At 72.8% G+C, this 18,581-nt stretch carries 21 protein-coding genes; 7 read left to right on the top strand and 14 right to left on the bottom strand.

Annotated elements, in window-relative coordinates; all coding sequences use genetic code 11:
* Positions 1-575 precede the first annotated feature (575 nt).
* The 14 genes from LFA75_RS06255 to LFA75_RS06185 all read right to left on the bottom strand — a co-directional run bounded on the left by LFA75_RS06255 (position 576) and on the right by LFA75_RS06185 (position 12,914).
* Positions 576-1,535, bottom strand: coding sequence for an NlpC/P60 family protein (locus tag LFA75_RS06255; protein WP_263639358.1), 960 nt, complete (start codon positions 1,533-1,535; stop codon positions 576-578).
* The gene (locus tag LFA75_RS06250) at positions 1,523-1,978 is read right to left on the bottom strand and encodes a flagellar export protein FliJ (RefSeq protein ID WP_225232819.1); all 456 of its coding nucleotides are present in this window, start codon (positions 1,976-1,978) and stop codon (positions 1,523-1,525) included. The genes LFA75_RS06255 and LFA75_RS06250 overlap by 13 nt, the downstream gene beginning before the upstream one ends.
* Positions 1,975-3,294 (bottom strand): FliI/YscN family ATPase, encoded by a 1,320-nt coding sequence (locus tag LFA75_RS06245; RefSeq protein WP_225232818.1) that lies wholly within the window; start codon positions 3,292-3,294, stop codon positions 1,975-1,977. The genes LFA75_RS06250 and LFA75_RS06245 overlap by 4 nt, the downstream gene beginning before the upstream one ends.
* Positions 3,291-4,100 (bottom strand): FliH/SctL family protein, encoded by an 810-nt coding sequence (locus LFA75_RS06240; protein WP_225232817.1) that lies wholly within the window; start codon positions 4,098-4,100, stop codon positions 3,291-3,293. Before LFA75_RS06240 ends, LFA75_RS06245 begins: the two co-directional genes overlap by 4 nt.
* Before the next feature lie 7 nt (positions 4,101-4,107).
* Positions 4,108-5,190: a flagellar motor switch protein FliG gene (gene fliG / locus LFA75_RS06235; RefSeq protein ID WP_225232816.1), complete on the bottom strand. Its 1,083-nt coding sequence runs from the start codon at positions 5,188-5,190 to the stop codon at positions 4,108-4,110.
* Positions 5,187-6,758 (bottom strand): flagellar basal-body MS-ring/collar protein FliF, encoded by a 1,572-nt coding sequence (gene fliF / locus LFA75_RS06230; protein WP_225232815.1) that lies wholly within the window; start codon positions 6,756-6,758, stop codon positions 5,187-5,189. The genes fliG and fliF overlap by 4 nt, the downstream gene beginning before the upstream one ends.
* Positions 6,758-7,168, bottom strand: a complete 411-nt coding sequence (gene fliE, locus LFA75_RS06225; protein WP_225232814.1) for a flagellar hook-basal body complex protein FliE — start codon at positions 7,166-7,168, stop codon at positions 6,758-6,760. The genes fliF and fliE overlap by 1 nt, the downstream gene beginning before the upstream one ends.
* A complete protein-coding gene (locus LFA75_RS06220) occupies positions 7,165-7,572 on the bottom strand; it encodes a flagellar basal body rod protein FlgC (RefSeq protein WP_225232813.1) in 408 nt (135 codons plus the stop codon). The genes fliE and LFA75_RS06220 overlap by 4 nt, the downstream gene beginning before the upstream one ends.
* Positions 7,569-7,922: a flagellar basal body rod protein FlgB gene (flgB, locus tag LFA75_RS06215; protein WP_225232812.1), complete on the bottom strand. Its 354-nt coding sequence runs from the start codon at positions 7,920-7,922 to the stop codon at positions 7,569-7,571. Before flgB ends, LFA75_RS06220 begins: the two co-directional genes overlap by 4 nt.
* 313 nt (positions 7,923-8,235) lie before the next feature.
* The gene (locus tag LFA75_RS06210; RefSeq protein WP_225232811.1) at positions 8,236-8,637 is read right to left on the bottom strand and encodes a hypothetical protein; all 402 of its coding nucleotides are present in this window, start codon (positions 8,635-8,637) and stop codon (positions 8,236-8,238) included.
* Positions 8,638-8,657: 20 nt separating this feature from the next.
* On the bottom strand, positions 8,658-9,041 hold the full coding sequence (gene fliS, locus LFA75_RS06205; protein WP_225232810.1) for a flagellar export chaperone FliS: 384 nt from the start codon (positions 9,039-9,041) through the stop codon (positions 8,658-8,660).
* A 35-nt stretch (positions 9,042-9,076) separates the two neighbouring features.
* Positions 9,077-10,510, bottom strand: a complete 1,434-nt coding sequence (fliD, locus tag LFA75_RS06200; RefSeq protein ID WP_225232809.1) for a flagellar filament capping protein FliD — start codon at positions 10,508-10,510, stop codon at positions 9,077-9,079.
* Between the two features lie 191 nt (positions 10,511-10,701).
* Positions 10,702-11,823, bottom strand: coding sequence for a flagellin N-terminal helical domain-containing protein (locus LFA75_RS24000; protein WP_318249965.1), 1,122 nt, complete (start codon positions 11,821-11,823; stop codon positions 10,702-10,704).
* A 146-nt stretch (positions 11,824-11,969) separates the two neighbouring features.
* A complete protein-coding gene (locus tag LFA75_RS06185; protein WP_225232808.1) occupies positions 11,970-12,914 on the bottom strand; it encodes a sigma-70 family RNA polymerase sigma factor in 945 nt (314 codons plus the stop codon).
* 172 nt (positions 12,915-13,086) lie between these two features.
* On the opposite strand from LFA75_RS06185, the gene LFA75_RS06180 reads away from it, so the two are divergent.
* The 7 genes from LFA75_RS06180 to LFA75_RS06150 all read left to right on the top strand — a co-directional run bounded on the left by LFA75_RS06180 (position 13,087) and on the right by LFA75_RS06150 (position 18,580).
* On the top strand, positions 13,087-13,572 hold the full coding sequence (locus LFA75_RS06180; protein WP_225232807.1) for a flagellar protein FlgN: 486 nt from the start codon (positions 13,087-13,089) through the stop codon (positions 13,570-13,572).
* Positions 13,569-14,978, top strand: a complete 1,410-nt coding sequence (gene flgK, locus LFA75_RS06175) for a flagellar hook-associated protein FlgK (protein WP_225232806.1) — start codon at positions 13,569-13,571, stop codon at positions 14,976-14,978. Before LFA75_RS06180 ends, flgK begins: the two co-directional genes overlap by 4 nt.
* A gap of 4 nt (positions 14,979-14,982) precedes the next feature.
* A complete protein-coding gene (flgL, locus tag LFA75_RS06170) occupies positions 14,983-15,867 on the top strand; it encodes a flagellar hook-associated protein FlgL (protein WP_225232805.1) in 885 nt (294 codons plus the stop codon).
* A gap of 142 nt (positions 15,868-16,009) precedes the next feature.
* Positions 16,010-16,303, top strand: a complete 294-nt coding sequence (csrA, locus tag LFA75_RS23795; RefSeq protein ID WP_263639357.1) for a carbon storage regulator CsrA — start codon at positions 16,010-16,012, stop codon at positions 16,301-16,303.
* A gap of 109 nt (positions 16,304-16,412) precedes the next feature.
* Complete coding sequence (locus LFA75_RS06160; RefSeq protein ID WP_225232804.1) at positions 16,413-16,940, top strand: hypothetical protein; 528 nt, start codon at positions 16,413-16,415, stop codon at positions 16,938-16,940.
* Positions 16,941-17,114: 174 nt separating this feature from the next.
* On the top strand, positions 17,115-18,137 hold the full coding sequence (locus tag LFA75_RS06155) for a sigma-70 family RNA polymerase sigma factor (RefSeq protein ID WP_225232803.1): 1,023 nt from the start codon (positions 17,115-17,117) through the stop codon (positions 18,135-18,137).
* Positions 18,138-18,235: 98 nt separating this feature from the next.
* Entirely contained in the window at positions 18,236-18,580 is a 345-nt protein-coding gene (locus tag LFA75_RS06150) for a hypothetical protein (RefSeq protein ID WP_225232802.1), read from the top strand.
* The last annotated feature ends 1 nt before the right edge of the window (position 18,581 follow it).

The raw sequence follows: 18,581 nt of genomic DNA, 5'->3' as shown, positions 1-18,581 counted from the left end.
GAGCGGCACGGCCGTGGGCGGCAGGGCTGCCTCCGGTGCTGCCGGGACGCCGACGGCTGGGTCGGCCGAGCCGCTGGTGGGCGCAGCGAGGAGGGCCGCACCGGCGGCCACCTGCTGCTGCGCTGCGGGCACCGGCGCGCCGCCGGCCACCACGGGGGTGGCGGCCAGGGACGGGAACGCGGCGGTCGACGTCGCCGTCCCGTCGCCCGGGGGCGTCGGGACCGGCACCGCCGCACCCGACGGGAGCACCGCGGCCGGGACGGCGGCGAGGCCTGCGGTCGGGGTGGCCTCGACGACCGGGGCCGGCGTGGCGGTCACCGACGACTGCACGGCGAGCAGGAACCAGGCCGGGGGGACGAGCGTGGGCGCGGCAGCCGTGTCGGGGGTGGCGGTGTCGTCCGGGTCCCCGGCGGACGCATCGGGCCGGGCGTCGGCGTCGCCGGCGGGACCGCGCTGCGCGGTGACCTCGCCCTGCAGGAGACCGGCGAAGGCGGCGCCGGACGCGGGGTCGCCCACGGGCGCCGACCCGGTCGGGCCGGCCGTGACCGGCGCGGTGGACGGGCCGAGGGCGGCGGTCATGCGTACGCCGCCGCGGCCGCGGTGACCTTGCGGACGTAGTTCTGCGTCTCCGGGTAGGGCGGGATGCCGCCGGCCGAGGCGACCGCGCCGGGCCCGGCGTTGTAGGCGGCCAGCGCCAGGTCGGTGGAGCCGAAGCGGGCGGTGAGCTGGCTGAGGTACTTGGCCGCGCCGTCGATGGCGGAGGCGGGGTCCATCGGGCGGACGCCGAGGCCGGCGGCGGTGGCCGGCATGAACTGCATGAGGCCCTGGGCGCCGGCGGGGCTGACCGCGGTGGAGTCGAAGCCGGACTCCACCTTGGCCACCCCGGCGAGCAGGGAGGCCGGGACGTCGTACTTCGCGGCGGCCGCGGTGAACAGGTCGCTGTAGGGCACCCCGGACAGCGCCGAGGGACTCGCGGTCGGTGCGGCCGGTGCGGCGGTCGGCAGCACACGACGGATGACGGTGGGGGTGCCGACGTCCTGCACCTTGACGACGTCACCCTCCTGCGGCGAGGAGATCATCTTTCCGTTCCCCAGGTAGACGCCCACGTGGTCGATGCCGGGGCGGGACGAGGTGTAGTCGAAGAACACGAGGTCGCCGGGACGGGCGTCGGCCAGGCTGGGGACGGCGGTGCCCGCGGTCGCCTGCTGGCTCGACGTCCGGGGGATGGTGATGCCCACGTCGGCGAAGACCCGCTGGGTGAACCCGGAGCAGTCCAGGCCCTTCGTCGGGTCGGTCCCGCCCCAGAGGTAGGGCACCCCGAGGTAGTTGGTGGCCGCGTCCACGACCGCGGTCTCGGCGGTGGGCCCGGCGGCGGTGCTGCTGGTGCCCGTGGTGGCGGTCGCCGCGGTAGGGCCGGTCAGCCCGGCGGCCGACGCCGCGGACAGCCAGGCGGCGTTGGGTCCACCGGCGGCGAAGGAGGCCATGCGGCTCTGGATCTCGGCGATCCGGTTCTGGACCGCGGTCAGTCCCTCCACGTGCCCTCCTCTCCGTCGGTGCGGGGTCGGTACCGCCCGGTGACGATGTCGTCGACCGCGCGCTCCTCGGCCGCCAGCTCCGCGCGGACGGTCGCCAGGCGGTGCCGCTCGGCCAGCCGCTCCAGGGCCTTGGTGGCCTGGGCCGCGGACGTCCAGGCGGCGCGCACCGCCGCGGCCTGCTCGGCGGTGGCCCGGGCGGTCGCCCGTGCACCCACCTCATCGGCGGCCAGGGCGGACAACCCGACCATGGTCGCCACGAAGGCGGCGCCGTCCAGGTGCTGGGGAACCGCCGCGGTGCCCAGCGCGCGGGCGACGTCGGCGGCCTGCTGCTCGTGCCGGGCCGCCGCGCGGGCGGCCTCGGCGGCCGCGACCCCCGCGGCGCGCTCCTGGGCGCGCCGCAGCTCGAGCACCGACTGCAGGCGGAACGAGGAGCTGCGGCTCACGTGCCCGACACGATGCGGTGCAGCTGGGCCCAGGCCTCGTCGGGCGAGGTGCTGTCCTCCACGGACTGGCGCAGGAAGCCGGTGAGCTGGGGCTCCAGCACGCGGGCGCGGTCCACGAGCGGGTCGCTGCCGGCGGTGTACGCGCCGATCTCGATGAGCTCGCGGGCGTCCCGCAGGGCGCCGAGCAGCCGGCGTGCCTCGCGGGCGTCGGCCATCCGGTGCGGAGGGGTCACCGCGGAGGCGACGCGCGAGATCGACTCCAGCACGTCGATCGCCGGGAAGTGCCCGGCGGTCGCCATCTGCCGGGTGAGCACGACGTGGCCGTCCAGGATCGACCGGGCGGTGTCGGCGATCGGCTCGTTGTGGTCGTCGCCCTCGACCAGCACGGTGTACAGCCCGGTGATGGAGCCGACCGTGCCGGTGCCCGCCTTCTCCAGCAGCTTGGGCATCATCGCGAAGACGCTGGGCGGGTACCCGCGGGTGGCCGGGGGCTCCCCGGCGGACAGGCCGACCTCGCGCTGGGCCATGGCGGTGCGGGTGATCGAGTCCATCAGCAGCAGGACGTCGCGGCCGGAGTCACGGAAGTCCTCGGCGATCCGGGTGGCCACGAACGCGGCGCGCAACCGCACCAGCGGCGGCTCGTCGGAGGTGGCCACCACCACCACGGTGTTGGCCATGCCCTCGGCGCCGAGGTTCTCCTCCAGGAACTCCCGGACCTCGCGGCCACGCTCGCCGATCAGCCCGATGACCCGGACGTCGGCGTCGGTGCCCCGGGTGATCTGGGCCAGCAGCGTGGACTTGCCGACGCCGGACCCGGCGAAGATGCCCAGCCGCTGCCCGCGCCCGGCCGGGACCAGGGTGTCCAGGGCGCGGACGCCGAAGGACAGCGGGTCCTGCACGCGGGTGCGGGTGAGCGCGTGCGGGGTCTGGGTGGCCAGGTCGACCCAGCGGGCCCGGCCGGCCAGCGGGGGACCGCCGTCCACCGGTCGGCCCAGCCCGTCGAGCACCCGGCCGAGGAGGGCCTCGCCGACCGGCACCTGCAGGGGGGCGCCGGTGGGGCGCACCCGGGAGCCGACGTGCACCCCGGCGACCTCGCCGAGGGGCATGCAGGTCAACCGGTCGCGGTGCAGCGCGACGACCTCCGCGCGCAGCGGCTCGGTCCGGGCCGCGGGGTCGCCGCCGATCTCCACGATGTCGCCCACCGCGGCGGTGACGCCCTCGACGGAGATGGTCAGGCCCATGGCGCCGGTGACCGTGCCGGTGCACAGCGGACGGGCCGCGGTGCGGGCGCGGGCGACGACGTCGGCGACGCTCACGAGCGCAGCACCTCGGTGACCCGCGCGAGCGCCGGGCCCAGCTGGGCGTCCACCCGGCAGACGCCGGTCTCGGCGACGGCCCCGGCCGGCTCGACCCGGGGGTCGGCCAGCAGGCGGACCGACGCCGGCAGGCCGGCCAGGACGGGCGCCGGGATGCGCTGCAGGTCGTCGGGGTTCAGCCGCACCACGGTCGGTCCGTCCTCGGGGCTCAGCGCCAGGGCGCGGTGGAGGGCGTCGGTGCCGGGCTGCGCGCTGACCGCGAGCTCCCGGGCGAACACCTCCTCGACCAGGGTCAGGGTGGCGCCGAGCACGAGCTGGTCGAAGGTCTCGCCGCCCAGCGGGGGCGCGGCGTCGACCTGGGCGCAGGCCGCGGTGAGCGCGGCGACGGTCGAGGCGATCCGGGCCTCCCAGCGCTGCTGGGTCTGCGCCAGCCGCTGCGCCGCCTCGGCCTCGACCCGGGCGACCGCGTCCGCGGCGACGGCCAGCCCCTCGGCGTGCCCGGCGGCCCACCCGTCGGTCCGGGCCTGCTCGCGCAGCCGGTGCAGCTCGTCGGCGTAGACGTCCTCCAGCCGCGGCGCGGGCACGTCGCCGGCCCGCCGGCCGATCCGCGCACCGCTGCGCCGCTCGGCGACGTGCGGCACGGCGACCGAGGCCTCGCCGGCCCGCAGGACCGCCGACGACCCGTCGGGGTCGGTGCGGGACAGCACGGGCCGCTCCACCGGCGGCGGCAGGACGCGGCCCGGCCGGCCCGGTCCCGCGGTGCGGTCCCAGGCCACGGCGCGGGCGGTGGACTCCCCGCGCAGCACGGCTCCCTCAGGCGATGAGATCGTCGTCACCCCCTCTGTCGATCGTGATCTGACCGGACTCCTCCATGGTGCGGAGGACCGCGACCACCCGGGCCTGCGCCTCGCCGACGGCGGCTGCGCGGACCGGGCCGAGCAGCTCGATCTCGTCCTGCAGGTCGAGCGCGGCGCGCTCGGAGAGGTTGCGCATGACCTTGTCGCGGACGTCGTCCCGCACGCCCTTGAGCGCGGAGGCCAGGTCGGCGGCGGCGACCTCCCGCAGCACCAGCTGCATGGAGCGGTCGTCGACGACGACGATGTCCTCGAAGAGGAACATCTGCGAGCGCACGCGCTCGGCGAGGTCCGGGTCGGTGGTGGCCAGCGACTCCAGGATCGACTTCTCGGTCGGCCGGGAGGCGCGGTTGATGATCTCGACCAGGGTCTCGACGCCGCCCGCGGAGGTCAGCTCGGCGCTGGCCAGCAGGGAGCCCATGCGACGGCTGATCTCGTCCTCGACCAGACGGACCACCTCGGGGGAGGTGCGGTCCATCATGGCGATCCGCAGCGCCACGTCGGCCTGCCGCTCGGGCAGCAGCCGGCTCATCAGCTCCGCGGCCTGCGCGGCCGGCAGGTGCGCGAGCACCAGCGCGATGATCTGCGGGTGCTCCTCCCGGAGGAAGGACAGCAGCTGCCGGGTGTCGGCGTTGCGGAGGCTGGTGAACGGCGGGTCGACGTAGATGGTCTGCAGCCGGCCGAGGACGGCCTCGGCCTCGGCGTCGCCCAGGCCGGCGGTGAGGGCCTGGCGCGCGAAGTCGATGCCGCCCGCGCCCAGCGCCGGCGGGTTGATCATCCGCTCGTGGAACTCGTAGAGCACGTCCTGGACGTCGTCGGGGGCGACGTCCTTGAGGCGCATGAGCTCGCCGGTGAGCGCGTCGATCTCGTCCGGGGTGAGCTGGGCCATGACGGCGCCGGCCTCCTCGCGGGACATCTGGGCGAGGAAGAGCGCGGCCTTGCGCAGGCCGGACATGTCGCGCCGGGGCAGGCGGACGGGAGCCCGGTCGGGGTCGCCCCCGGGCTCCAGGCCCACCATCTGCTCGACGCTGACCAGGCTCATGTGCGGCTCTCGGCCAGCCAACCGCGCAGGGTGGAGGCCACCTGGTCGGGCTGAGCCTCGATCATGGTGGTGATCTCACCGCGCAGCCGCTGCCGCTCGAGGGCCTCGATCGCGTCCGAGGTCCGCAGGTCGTGACGGGCGTCCCGGGTGCTGGGGATCTGGAGGGCGTCGACGTCGTCCAGGTCGGCGTCGTACTCCTCGTAGTCGTCCAGGTCGCCCTTCTTCTTGCGGTTGCGCAGCCACACCAGGACGACGAGGAGCAGCAGGCCGCCCACGATCGCGCCGGTCTTGGCCAGCGACCACATCCGCTCACTGGCCGCTGCCGCGTCGGCGGCGGCGAGACCGGCCTGGGCGGCCTCCGCGGCGCTGGTGTTGAAGGCCATGGAGGCGACGGTGATCTGGTCGCCGCGGGCCGGGTCGAGCGAGACGGCCTGGCTGACCAGGTCCTGGATGGTCCCGTTGGGGACGGCGCTGCCGTCGGCCGAGTTGACGGCCACGGCCACGGTGAGCCGCTCGACCTGTCCCGGGGCCGCGATGGTGTTCGTGACCTCGGTGTTGACCGGGTTGTTGGTGGTGGTGTTGTCCTTGTTGTAGGACCCGTCCCCGCCGCCGGTGGTCGCACCGGTGGTGCCGTCGGTGCCCAGGACGCCGGCCGCGCCGCCGCCGGACCCGGTGTAGGTCTCGGTCTGGCTGGACTCCGACAACGCCGGGATCTCGGTGGGGTAGGTGTAGGTCGTCGCGGTGCTCTGGCTCTGGTCGAAGTTCATCGTCGCGGCGACGGTGACGATCGCGTTGCCCGCGCCGAGCACCTGGTCCAGCAGCCGCTGCGCGTTGGCCTGCAGGGTGGTCTGGAAGGTGGCGGTGTCGTCGGCCTGGCTACCGGTGCTGGCCCCGCCGGTCCCGGCGGACAGCTGCGTGCCGTTCTGGTCGGTCACCGTCACCCCGGAGGGCTGCATCCCGCTGATGCTGCTGGAGACCAGGTTGACCACCGAGGTCACCTGCTCCCCGGACAGCTCGGTGCCAGGGGTGAGCTCCAGCAGGACGGCGGCCGTCGGGTCGCTGGTGTCGGTCACGAAGACCTCGTCCTTGGGCATCGCGATGTGCACCGAGGCGGTCTTCACCCCGTTGATCGACTCGAGGGTGTTGTTGAGCTCGCCCTCGAGCGCCCGCTGGTAGGTGGTCTGCTGCTCGAACTCGCTGGTGGTGATGCCCTGCTCGTCGAGCAGCGCGTACCCGCTGTCGCTGCCGGCGCTGGGCGTGAGGCCCTTGCCGGCGATGGCCAGGCGCAGGCTGTAGACCTGCTCCTTGGGCACCAGGATCGTGTCGGCGCCCTGCAGCTCGTAGGTCACGCCCTCGGCGGTGAGCTCCTCGGTGATGGCCGCGGCGTCGGTCGAGGACAGGTTGGAGAACAGCGGCTCGTAGGTCGGCGTGGTCACCCAGCGCACGAAGAAGAAGGAGCCGAGCGCGAGACCGAGCACCAGGACGCCGGCGAGCGCCTTCTGCTGGAAGGTCATCGTGGCCAGCGTGGTGCGCACCCGGTCGAGCTGACCGGCCAGGGCAGCGGGCATCAGACCGGCATCCGCATGATGTCGTTGAAGGCCTCGACGGCCTTGTTCTTGATGGTCACGACGGCGGTCGTGGCGAGCTTGGCCTCGTTGGCCGCGATCATGTAGTCGTGCACGTTCTGCAGGTCACCGGTGGCGGCCTGCTTCGCGTAGGTGTCCGCGGTGCCCTGCAGACCCTGCAGCTGCCCGATGGACTGGGTCAGGATGTCGGCGAAGGAGCTGCCGTCGGCCGTCGTCGGGACCTGGGTCGCCGCGGTGCCCGTGGTGCCGGTGGACCCGATGGACCCGAGGCCGCTGGTGAGCATGCCGCTGATGTCCGAGGGCGGGACGCTGTTGCTGGCGCCGTTGTTGTAGTAGCCGGAGGTGACACCGGTCCCGTACCCGGTGGTCATCGCGAGCGGGCTGAGGGTCACAGGTTCTTCCCGAGGGAGAGGGCCGCGTTGTAGGCGTCGGTGGCACGCGAGATCGCGCTGATGTTGGCCTGGTAACCGCGCTGGGCGATGAGCAGGTTGGTCATCTGGGTGCCGAGGTCGATGTCGGGCATCCGGACGTAGCCGCCCTCGTCGGCGAGCGGGTTGTCGGGGGAGTAGACGAGCTTGCCCTCGCTGCTGCCGAAGGCCGCACCGGCCACTCGCACCCCGCCGGTGCCCGAGCCGTAGTCCACGGCCTGGGCGACGATGAACCGCTCCTTGAACGCCTCCTGGTCGGGGGCGGCGGCGGTGTTGATGTTGGCGATGTTGTCCGAGACCGCGTCCAGGTACTTGCGGTGCAGCGTCATGCCCGACCCCGCGATGCGGAGGGCGTCGAAAGCACTCACTGGGTCCTCATCGCCGAGCTCAGCAGGTCGTACTTGCCGTTGAGGGCCTGGAGGGCCAGCTGGTAGCGCAGGCCGGTCTCGGTCGCGATGACGGTCTCGGAGTCCAGGTCGACGTTGTTGCCGTCGGTCCGGGTCGCCGCCAGGGACCGGCTGACCGAGCCTCCCGTGATCGCGGGGGTGTCGCCGTCGGCGACCTGGGTGCGGAGGGAGGACTCGAAGTCCGTCCGGCCGGCCAGGAACCCGGGGGTGTTGATGTTGGCGATGTTGTCGTTGCTGGCCCGCTGGCGCTGGGCGAGCCCGGTCAGGGCCGCGTGCAGCGTGGTCATGGTGGTGTCGGAGATGCCGATCACCGGACGACCGTCCGCTCGGGCGTCACGCGCTCCATCTGACTACCTCCGGGTGCTGCGCGGACCGTGGGGAGGCAGGTCCGCCTGTGCACTCGTCATCGGCAGCCCGCGAGCCGGTCGTGACCATCGTGGCCGTGGCGACGTGTGTGACTGTCGGTGCGGGACGGTCGGGGGTGGGCGCTGGTGCGGTGTCCTCGTCGCCGGCGTCACCGTAGAGATGGTGAGTTCTGCCGAAGGACCGGGCCCGGACGCACGAGACCCCCCAGTCCGACGGGGTCGTCGGTGGGGGGTCCTGTGGTGATCTGCGGTCGGCGGGTCAGACCGGCCGGTCGATGAAGGAGGACTCCGGACGGCGGGGGCTCTGCGACATGCGGGCCGCCAGGTCCCGCTGCCGGCGGGACTGCGTGATGCCCTCGACGAGGGCCTCGGCGACGGCCAGCTGGTGCTGCAGGAGCCGGGCGGCGCGCTCGCGCAGGTCGGCCGGCAACGGGCCCAGGCCGGTCGGCGGCACCCAGTCGGTGGACCGGCGTCCCCAGGCGGCGATCTCCTCGGGCGAGGCCCCGGCCAGCGTGCGTGCCGCGGACTCGGTGTCCTCGTCGAGGTGGTCCAGCGCCTCGGCCCAGGTGCGCGGGGGTGTGTCCGAGCGGCGCCGGTGCCCGTCCTGCTGGTCGTCGGCCCGGTTCGCCGCCGTCGCCGGCCAGGGGTCGTACGCGCTCACGGCCCGCAGCGCGGGCAGGCTCACCCGGCGCTCGAGGCGAGGGTGGCCGCGGCCTCTGCCCAGGCGTCGCGGAGCGGCTCGACGACGGTGCGGCAGTCGGCCACGCGGCGGGCGTCGCCCTTGACGTTCGCGAGCACCATCTCGCTGTAGAGCCAGGTGTAGAGGGAGCTGAGCGCGCCGGCTCCCTCCCAGACCTCGGGGTTCAGCGTGCTGTGCAGCTCCAGGACGATGTCCTGGGCGTGCATCAGCTGTGAGCTGGCCTCGATGCGGTCACCCGCGGCGAGGGCGGCCTCGGCCCGGACCAGGTCCAGGGCCAGGCGGTCGTACAGCATGACGAGCAGACGCTGCGGGGAAGCGGTCTCGACGGCGGAGGACTGGTAGCGGGAGCGCAGCGCGGCGGTCATTCGGGGTTCTCCTGGGCTTCGGGGGAGCGGGGGCGTCAGGACGACTTGTTGGGGTTGTACAGCTGGCCGATCTGCGAGCTGAGCCAGGAGGACTGGTTCTTGATGGTGTTCAGCGCCGTCTCGAGCGTGGTGAACTGCTTGGTCAGCGTCGTCCGGCGGGCCTCGAGCCGGATGTCGAAGGCGTCGATCCGCGTCTGCAGCGTCGTGGCCAGGGAGTCCCGACCCTTCGCCAGCGCGACCAGGGTGCCGGTGGAGGAGTCGCTCGCGGTCTTCGCCAGCGCGGCGAGCTGGCCGGCGATGCCGGTGACGGCCGGCGTGCTGACGCCGTTGACCGTGGTCGCCCCGGTGCCGCTGATCAGCTTGGCGACGGTCGTCGGGTCGCTGGCCAGTTTGGCGGCGAAGACCGAGGCGTCGAAGGTGATGGTGCCGTCCTTGGCCAGCTGCAGGCCGACCGTGCTGGCGCTCTTCCCGCCGATGGCCGAGGAGATCGAGGTCAGCAGCTGGCTGGACAGCTGTACCAGCGTGCTGTCGCCCTGCAGGGTGGCGGTCGCAGCGCCGGCGGTGGAGACGGTGTAGCCCTTGATGACGCCCAGTGCGCCGTTGGCGGCGTCGACGAGCGCCTTGACCTTCGCGGTGATCGCGGAGCTGTCGGACCCGACGGTGACGGTCGTGAGCCCTGCGGACGACGTGTCGACCTTGCTCACGGTCAGGGAGACGCCGTTGGGCACGTTGGTGAAGGTGTTGGTGGCGGACTCGATGCGGAGGCCGTCGGGGCCGTCGAGGGAGATCATCGCGTTGGTGGCCTCGCGGATGACCGAGAACCCCGACTCGGCGGTGCCCGGATCGTTCCCCGCCGCGGCCGTCTCGCCGTCGCCGAGCAGGGTCCGGGCCCCGGCCGCCCCGGTGCCCTCGCTGCTCACCTGGAGGCGGAACTCGTTGGCGCCGAGCTGGATGATCGTGGCGCGGACGCCGTAGCCGCTGGCGTTGATGGCGGTGACCGCGTCGGCGAGCGTTGCGTCCGAGGGCAGGTCGATCCGGCCGACGGTGGCGCCGCTGCTGTCGAGCACCTTGATGGGCCAGGCCGGCTTGGCGTCGGGACGCTGCACCTGCGCCGTCGGGGACGACCACGTCGTGGTGCTGCGGATCTGCTTGTTCGTGGCCAGCTGCTCGACGCGGAAGCTCACGCTCGAGCCCTCGATGGCGGTGGCCGATGCGCTGGCCGTCACCGTCGATGAGGTGGTGGTCGCGGTGCGGGCCGCGGCGAGCCCGGCGCTGGTCAGGGCCTCGGCGGCGGTGCGGATCGCGTCGAAGCGGGTGTTCACCGCCCGGTAGGCGGCGGCCTTGGCCTGGGTCGCGGACAGCTGCGTCTTCAGCAGGTCCTGCGGCTTGGCCTCGACCTTCATCAGGTTCGTGATGATCGACGTCGTGTCCAGTCCGGAGACCAGACCGTCGACTCCCAGTGTCACCATGGCGCTGTCCTCCTCGTGGATCGTGTCGCGGTCGGTGGTTCTCCCTCTACATCGGCTGCCGCGGGCGGGAGTTGAGCCGAGGGCCGGCGTCCACCCGTTCGGGGGAGCCCGGCACAGCAGTGAGGGGGGCGGCCAGGTGGCCACCCCCCTCACCGGGAGTGCTGTGCTGCGGGTGTCTACCCCGCCTCAGCTCACTGCAGGAGCTTGAGGACCGACTGGGCGGACTGGTTGGCCTGGGCCAGCATGGAGGTGCCGGCCTGGACCAGGATCTGGTTCTTGCTGAACTCGGTCATCTCCGACGCCATGTCGACGTCGACGATGCGCGAGCGGCTGGCGGTCAGGTTCTCCACGGCGATGTTCAGGTTGGCCGTGGTCTGCTCGAGCCGGTTCTGGATGGCACCCAGGCTGGCACGCGAGGTCGAGACGGCGCTGATGGCCTTGTCGAGCAGGCCGAGAGCAGCATCCGGGCCGCCGACGGCCGTGACGTCGATCGCTGCCACGCCCAGGTCGGCGGCGGAGAACCCGCCGGCCGCTGCAGCCGCCGCGGTGTTCGTGCCCGCCGCGTTGATTCCACCGCCTGCGGTGATGGCACCGGTCGCCGCGGCGTCCTTGGCCTTGACCTGGAGACCGCCGAGGCTGTCGACCGTCGCGGTGTAGGCCAGCTTGAACTGGTTGTCGTTGTTCAGCTGCGTGGCGATGGTGTTGGCGTTGGTGGATGCCGTCAACACAGCGGTCGTGGTCGTGACGCCGTTGAGAGTGAACGTGGCAGCCGCCGCCGTGGTGGCGGCAGCGCCGTTGGCCCAGTTGCTGACGGCGCCGGAGACACCCGTCGACTTAACGCTGGCCGAGATGGTCTCGGCGGCGTTAGCGCCGACCTGGAAGGTACCGCTGTACGTGCCGTCCAGCAGCGCCTTACCGTTGAACTTGGTGGTGCCGGCGATGCGGGTCAGCTCGGAGTTCAGCTGGGTGATCTCGGACTGGATGTTGCCCTTGGCCTCGGTCGACAGACCGCCGTCGTTCGCGGCCTGGACGGACAGGTCGCGCATGCGCTGAAGGATGCCCTGGGTGGTGGCCAGCGCGCCTTCCGCGGTCTGCACGACGCTGACGCCGTCCTGGGTGTTGCGGACGGCGACCTTGAGGCCACCGATCTGGGACTTCATGCCCTCGGAGATGGCCAGGCCCGCAGCGTCGTCCGCAGCGCGGTTGATGCGGAAACCCGAGGACAGCTTCTCCAGCGACTTGCTCATCGCCGAGTCGTTGACCGACAGGTTGCGGTAGGCGTTCATCGCGGCGGTGTTGGTGTTGATGCGCATGCCCATGGTGATCCTCCTGGATGGGGGCGGTGCTGGATGATTCCCGCTGCATCCGTGCTGCGGGTGGTACGGATGTGTTTACGGCTGGAGTGCGGTGGTGCTTGAGCCGAACCGGGCAAGAACTTCGCCGGTCCGGCCCGGAGGGGTCAGGCCGGCTGGCCGAAGGCGCTGCGCACCCCGGCCGCCGTCCGCGGCGGGGGGTAGAACGCCCGCGCGCCGACGGGACGGCTGCGCTCGGCGCCGGCACCGGTGCGGGCGACGACCTGGGCGACGTAGCCGACCTGCTGGGTGCGGGCGCGGACGCCGCCCTGCGGCGCCACCGGTCGCTCCTCCCACGCCTCGCTCATCGCGGCGTGCAGCAGCGTCAGGGCGCGGGCACGCATCTGCGAGACCCGGGAGAGGGTGACCCCGAGGTCGACCGCGATGTCGGTCAGTGATTCGTCACCGAAGAAACTGCGCTCGACCACCTCGCCCAACCGGTCGGGGAGGGCGGCCATCGCCTCGTGCAGGTGCCGGGCCCGCTCGCGCTTGACCACCGCGCGCTCGGGGGAGTCGCCGGTCCCGGGGACGTCGAAGCCGGTCCCGTCCTCGCCGGTGCTGGCGTCGATGCTCACCATCACGGCCCGGTGCACGTCGACCTGCAGCGCGGACAGCTCGGTGGGGGACACCTGCAGCTCGGCGGCCAGCTCCGCGCGGGTCGGCGGTCGGCCGAGCTTCGCCGACAGCGCGTCGGCGGCGCTGTCGCTGCGCCGGGCGGCGGCCCGCACGGAGCGGCTCGCCCAGTCACCGGAGCGCAGCTCGTCGAGCACCGCGCCCTGGAGGCGGGGGAGGGCATAGGTGGCGAAGGTGGCGCCGGCGGCTTCGTCGTAGCGACGGGCCACCTCCACCAGCGCGACCTGCGCGCAGGACAGCAGGTCCTCCCGGCTCACGTGCGCCGGCAGGGAGATGCGGGCCGCGACGGCGTTCACCGCGTACTGGGCGAGGGCCAGGTGCTCGGTGACGAGCGCGTCGACACCGGCCCCGGCTGCGACCGGGGGGCGGCTCGACCGGGAGGGGCCCGCCTGGGGAGGCGACGGGCGGGACGTGTTCACGTCCCCTATCTCGGCGCCCCACGAGTCACACCTGACCCTCCTCGGCAACTCCGTCACCGAACTTGAGACTTCGGCTGAACCGTCGTCGGGTTCTGCCGAAGACAGCCCTCGAGACCGGTCCGCGGTGACGCAGCCCGGCGCCGCACCACCCCGACGACGAGAGGAGCTCCCGGTGGACTACCAGCACCTGTCGACCCTGCTCTGGCGGGAACAGGAACTCCTGGACCTGCTGCTGTTCAAGGCGGAGGAGAAGCAGTACCTCATCGTCTCCGGCAAGAACCGCTGGCTGCCCCGCATCGCCCACGAGATCGAGGTGGTGCTGGAGCAGCTGCGCACCCTGGAGGTCGAGCGCGCCGCGGTCGGCGAGGTGCTGGCCGAGCGTTTGGGCCTGCCCGCCAACCCCTCGCTGCGCACCCTCGCCGAGCACGCCGGCGCTCCCTGGGACGAGCTGCTCATCAAGCACCACGAGACGCTGCTGGTCCTGGTCAGCGAGCTGCGCGGGCTCTCCGACGCCAACCGCGACCTGATCGCGAACGGCCTGGCCGCCATCGACGAGGCACTGCTCAGCGTCCGGCCCAACGACGTCCGGACCTACTCGGCCTCCGGGCGTACCACCGCCGGCGCCAACCGCTCCGTCAGCCTGGACGGCGCGCTGTGAGCGGCTTCTCCACGCTGAATGTGGCCTCCCGGGCGCTCGCCGCCCAGCAGAAGGCCATCGAGGTCACCAGCCAGAACGTGGCCAACGCCAACACCGTCGGCTACACCCGGCAGCGGGTGGAGATGCAGTCGCTGTCCAGCGCCTCGGCCTACGGGCTGCAGGCCCGCGAGGACAGCCTGGGCAACGGCGTCAGCGCGGACAAGGTCATCCGGGTCCGGGACGCCTTCCTCGAGCGGCGCACCCAGCAGGAGTCCGGCCGGGCCGCCCAGGCCGCGACCACCGCCGCCGCCTTCGACCAGCTCGAGACCTCCTTCGGCGAGCCGGGCACCACCGGCATCCAGAGCCTGCTGACCGCGTCGTCCACGGCGTGGAGTCAGCTGTCCACCCGCCCCACCGACACCACGTCGCGGATCGCCGTCCTCGCCTCCGCCAAGGACCTGGCCAACGGTCTGCGGACGGCAAGCTCGGCCATCAGCGACCAGTGGACCAGCACCCGCACCAACGCGGACGACGTCATCGCCGAGGCGAACGCCACCCTGACCCAGATCGCCGACCTGAACCGGGTCATCCAGGCCACGGTCTCCCGCGGCAACCCGGCGAACGAGCTGATGGACCAGCGCGACGTCCTGGTGGCCTCCCTCTCCCAGAGCCTCGGGGCCACGGCGACGGACACCACCGACGGGATGGTCGACGTGGTCGTCGGCGGCAACACCCTGGTGAGCGGCTCCGGGGTGTCCCGCATAGCGCTGACCGGTGGCACGTCGCCGGACACGATGAGCACGACTCCGGTGCGGCTGTCCATCGTCCCCGGTGGATCCGTCCTGCAGCCCGGCGGCACGGTCGGCGGCCAGCTCGCCGCGATGAACACCGTGCTGCCGGGCTACCAGGCCAAGCTCGACGGCGTAGCGAGCGCCGTGATCAAGGGCGTCAACGACCTGGTCACCACTGGGTACGACCAGGACGGCATCGGCGGCAGGAAGCTCTACGACGGCACGAACGCACGGGACATCAGCGTCCTCCTTACCGACCCGGCCAAGGTCGCAGCGGCCGCCAAGATGCCCGTCATGGATGGTCTTGCCGTGAAGGATGCCTCGGCCGACGGGGACCTCGCGGACAAGGTCGCCCAGCTCGCCAAGCAGACGAACAGTGCGGACGCCACCTACCGCTCGATGATCACGACCCTGGGCATCGAGTCCCGGAGCGCGATCAGCCTGAGCACCACCGCAGCCAGCGTCCTCAAGCAGGTGGACCAGTCCCGCCTGTCGGTCAGCGGGGTCTCCCTCGACGAGGAGATGACCAACCTGCTCGTCTTCAAGCAGTCCTACGCCGCGGCCGCCCGGGTCGTGACCGCCATCGACGAGATGCTCGACGTCCTGATCAACAAGACCGGATTGGTCGGAAGGTGACCTGATGCGCATCACGCAGCGGACCCTGGCGGACATCAACATCCGCAACATGGGCCAGAACCTCTCTGCCATCGCCAAGCTCAACGACCAGATCTCGTCGGGCAAGGCGCTCACCCGGCCCTCGGACTCCCCGAGCGGGACGTCCACGGCCATGCGCACCCGGACGGACCTGGCCGCCAACGACCAGTACACGTCCAACATCTCGCAGGCCTCCACCACGCTGGCCGCCGCCGACGGTGCGCTGGGCACGATGGGCGACATGCTCCGGCGCGTCCGCGACCTCACCACGCAGGCCGCCAGCACCGGCTCGCAGAGCCCGCAGTCGCTGCAGGCGCTGTCCACCGAGGTCGCCGGCCTCCGTGACGGGTTGCTGGCCATGGCCAACCGCACCGTGAACGGCCGGCCGGTGTTCGGCGGGGCGACGTCGGGGACGGACGCCTACAGCGCGGCGGGCACCTTCACGGGCCGGACCGGCGTCCCCCAGAACATCCGGATCTCCACGACGGAGAGCGTGCGGACCGACATCGACGGGCCGAGCGCCTTCGGTGTCGGCGGCGACGACCTGTTCGCCCTGGTCGGCAACATCTCCAGGGAGATGACTTTCACACCCACCGGCGACCTGACCGGCCGCCTAGCCGACATCGACACCGCACTCGCGCGGCTGACGACGGCACGCACGGAGGTGGGTGTCCGGGTGAACCGGGTCGACACGGTGAAGTCGGTCAACGCGGACAACGTGCTGGCGCTGAAGTCCCAGCTGGCCGATGTCGAGGACATCGACCCGGCCAAGGCCTACCTGGAGCTCACCCTCCGGCAGAACGCCTACCAGGCCGCCCTGGCGGCCAGCTCGCAGTCGGTGCAGACGTCGCTGGTGGACTACATCCGCTGATCGACGCCTCATCGTCCCCGCACGCCCCAGTCGTCCCACCGGTCCCGCCGGGGGTTGCGCCACTGCCGATCATGGTGGTGGGACGACTGGCTCACGGCTGGCAGGACGCCGGCCGACCACCGACACCCATGGAGGGGTCCAGGTGCTCACGCTCACCCGAAACATCGGCGAGACCATCCGCATCGGCGACGACATCGAGGTCCACGTCGTCGAGGTCCGCGGCAACACCGTCCGGCTGGGTTTCAAGGCCCCCCGCGAGGTGTCGATCCACCGCGAGGAGGTCTACGAGCAGATCGCGGCGGCCCGCCGTCTGGCGGTGCGCGTGGCCGCCGACGCGGTCGGCGCGCTGACCGCGGCCCTCGGCGGCACCCGTTCGGCGACCGGCACACCGAAGCCTGCCGACACCGGCGACACGGCGGCCGTTTCCTTGGCGTGATCTGCCCACGAAATCGTCCGTAGTTGGGCGACACGAACCCCGATTTGGCTCAAGTCCGGCCCCCCGGTGCGCAATCCTTGCCTCAAGCACGTGACAGGGGGCAACGGACATGCGACACAGCGCAACCGACACCGCAGCGACCGCACCGCGGGACGACGCCGGCGAGGGCACCATCCACGGCACCGTGCTGGGCCTCGCGCCCGAGCAGGGTGCGCCCGAGGACGACGCGGCCGAGCCGGACGGTGCCGACCACCTGGTCGTGCACGTCCAGCTCCGCCCGCGTCGGGCGGCCGCGCGCAAGTGCCTCGTGGCCCTGGCCCAGCTGGCCACCGAGCACGCCGGGGTGCCGGTCGCCCTGGCCGGCCTGAGCAAGGACGACCGCGTCCTGCGCATCACCGTCGCCGTCGACCTCGGTCCGCGGCTCGAGGTGGCCCGGTTCAGCCCGGCCGCCCAGGCCGCCTACGGCTTCGTCTCGGACCTGTTCACGGTCCTCTACGACCACATGCCGGTGTACGCCACCGAGCCCACCGCCGAGGAGAGCGCCGTCGTGGCCCCCTTCCTGCGGGCCGGCGACCGGTCGTCCTGGACGGCCGCGCCCGTCTGGCAGACCGAGGTGCTCGGCGCCGTCAGCGCCTGACCCCAGCACGACCCCGATCGACCGTCGCACTCGTCCTCTCACCGAGTCGCGATCCCGCGGACCGCACCGGCGCACCGGCGCAGTCCGTCTTCCCCGAGATCCCGACCCGACGACAGGAGTCACCCGGTGTCCGAGCCGTTGCGCAGGTCCCACCCCCCACTGGTCTTCGGGGGCATGACCGAGGACGAGGCGTGGGCCTCGACCCCCATCACGCTGCGGGACCGGGTGCACTTCCGCACCGAGCGGGAGCTGCCGCTGGCCGAGTTCCGCCAGGCGCTGCCCGCCGGCACCACGGTGACCCTCGACGAGGGCGAGGGGCTGTACCGCGTGGACGGCGACGCGGGCGACGCGGCCACGCTGTCGGCGCTGGTGAAGAACTGGTGCGCCGTCCACGGGCACCGCACGGTCGGGCTGCGGGCCGAGAGCGGCGTGCGCCGCCGGGCGCCGCGCGACCTGCCGCCGCAGTTCCTCGCCGACCTGTGCCGGCACTACGGACCGGTCAGCCTCAAGCGGCTGCAGCGCAACATGAGCACGATCCGGCTGCACATCCCGGACAACGACGACGTCGTCCAGCAGGTCAGCGAGTGGGTCCTCAAGGCCGTCGCGCAGTACGACGAGACCAAGGGCGTGCCGTTCGGGGCGTTCCTGGCCACCCAGCTGTCCAAGTGGGTGCACGACCTGGGCCGGGCCGCCTTCGGCCGGACCGCCACGGACACGGAGAACAAGCAGCAGAAGGCCATCGCCTCCTTCACCACCGAGCACCAGCGCCGCCCCACCGAGCGGGAGCTGGCCGAGATCCTGGGCCAGAGCGTGGCGGTCCTGCGCAAGAACGCCCAGTCCGTGGCGACCCTCAACGGGTTGCGCAACCTGCAGTCGCTGGACGGCGTGCCCGACGGCGCCGACCACCTGCTCCCCGACACCGCCCAGGCACCCGACGAGATCCTCGGGGAGGCCGAGCAGACGCTGCTGTCCCACGCGCTGACGGCGGCCTGCGCGCCCGACGTCACCGCCCGGCCCGACCAGCGTGCCGGCCAGCCCAACGTCCTGGGCTGGGTCACCTGGTACCTGACGACGTGGGGCGGGCAGACCAAGACGCAGCTGTCGGCCGACCTCGGCACGTCGGTGCGCAACATGAACGTGCACGCCGACCGGGCCGAGCGGGTCCTCAAGGACCGCCTGCTCGAACTGGCCGGGTGACTCGGATTGATGAGGTCCTCCTGCTGCCGATAGATGAGGTCAGTGGGACGGAAGCGCCGCGAGGGGCCGTCCAGGGACGCAACGGGAGCGTGGCCGCGATGTCGATGGTGTTCGAGCAGGAGACCCGGGTCGTCCTGGTGCCGCACTGGCTGTCGGCGGCCGACCGCGACGCCCTCGCCGCTGCGCTGGAGACCGCGCTCGAGCGGGCCGACCTGCCCTCGAGCACCGCGGACCGCCTCGTCGACGTCCTCACCGAGCTGCACGTGGCCCGGGCCCGCGACGTGGTCTGGCCGTCGTCGGCCGCCCGCGTGCGCCTGGTGACCGGCTGGGACCCCGACACCCTCCCCGTGCGGCTGTCGGCCATGGAGCTCGCCTGCACCCTCAGCCTGCCCGAGCTGCCGGCACCGGTGCGCGCTGCGCTCACCGGTGGCCGCAGCGTCTGAC

The sequence above is a fragment of the Klenkia terrae genome (assembly GCF_900491935.1).
Taxonomy (GTDB): domain Bacteria; phylum Actinomycetota; class Actinomycetes; order Mycobacteriales; family Geodermatophilaceae; genus Klenkia; species Klenkia terrae.
Note: the sequence above shows the minus strand (reverse complement) of the source record. Positions and strands in the feature narration are given on the sequence as shown.

Bases quoted from the DNA above. Each gene is read 5' to 3' on its own strand.
- fliG (WP_225232816.1), bottom strand. From the start codon at position 5,190: ATGAGCCTGGTCAGCGTCGAGCAGATGGTGGGCCTGGAGCCCGGGGGC.
- fliF (WP_225232815.1), bottom strand. From the start codon at position 6,758: ATGCCCGCTGCCCTGGCCGGTCAGCTCGACCGGGTGCGCACCACGCTG.
- fliS (WP_225232810.1), bottom strand. From the start codon at position 9,041: ATGACCGCCGCGCTGCGCTCCCGCTACCAGTCCTCCGCCGTCGAGACC.
- fliD (WP_225232809.1), bottom strand. From the start codon at position 10,510: ATGGTGACACTGGGAGTCGACGGTCTGGTCTCCGGACTGGACACGACG.
- LFA75_RS24000 (WP_318249965.1), bottom strand. From the start codon at position 11,823: ATGCGCATCAACACCAACACCGCCGCGATGAACGCCTACCGCAACCTG.
- flgL (WP_225232805.1), top strand. From the start codon at position 14,983: ATGCGCATCACGCAGCGGACCCTGGCGGACATCAACATCCGCAACATG.
- LFA75_RS06160 (WP_225232804.1), top strand. From the start codon at position 16,413: ATGCGACACAGCGCAACCGACACCGCAGCGACCGCACCGCGGGACGAC.
- LFA75_RS06155 (WP_225232803.1), top strand. From the start codon at position 17,115: ATGACCGAGGACGAGGCGTGGGCCTCGACCCCCATCACGCTGCGGGAC.
- LFA75_RS06150 (WP_225232802.1), top strand. From the start codon at position 18,236: ATGTCGATGGTGTTCGAGCAGGAGACCCGGGTCGTCCTGGTGCCGCAC.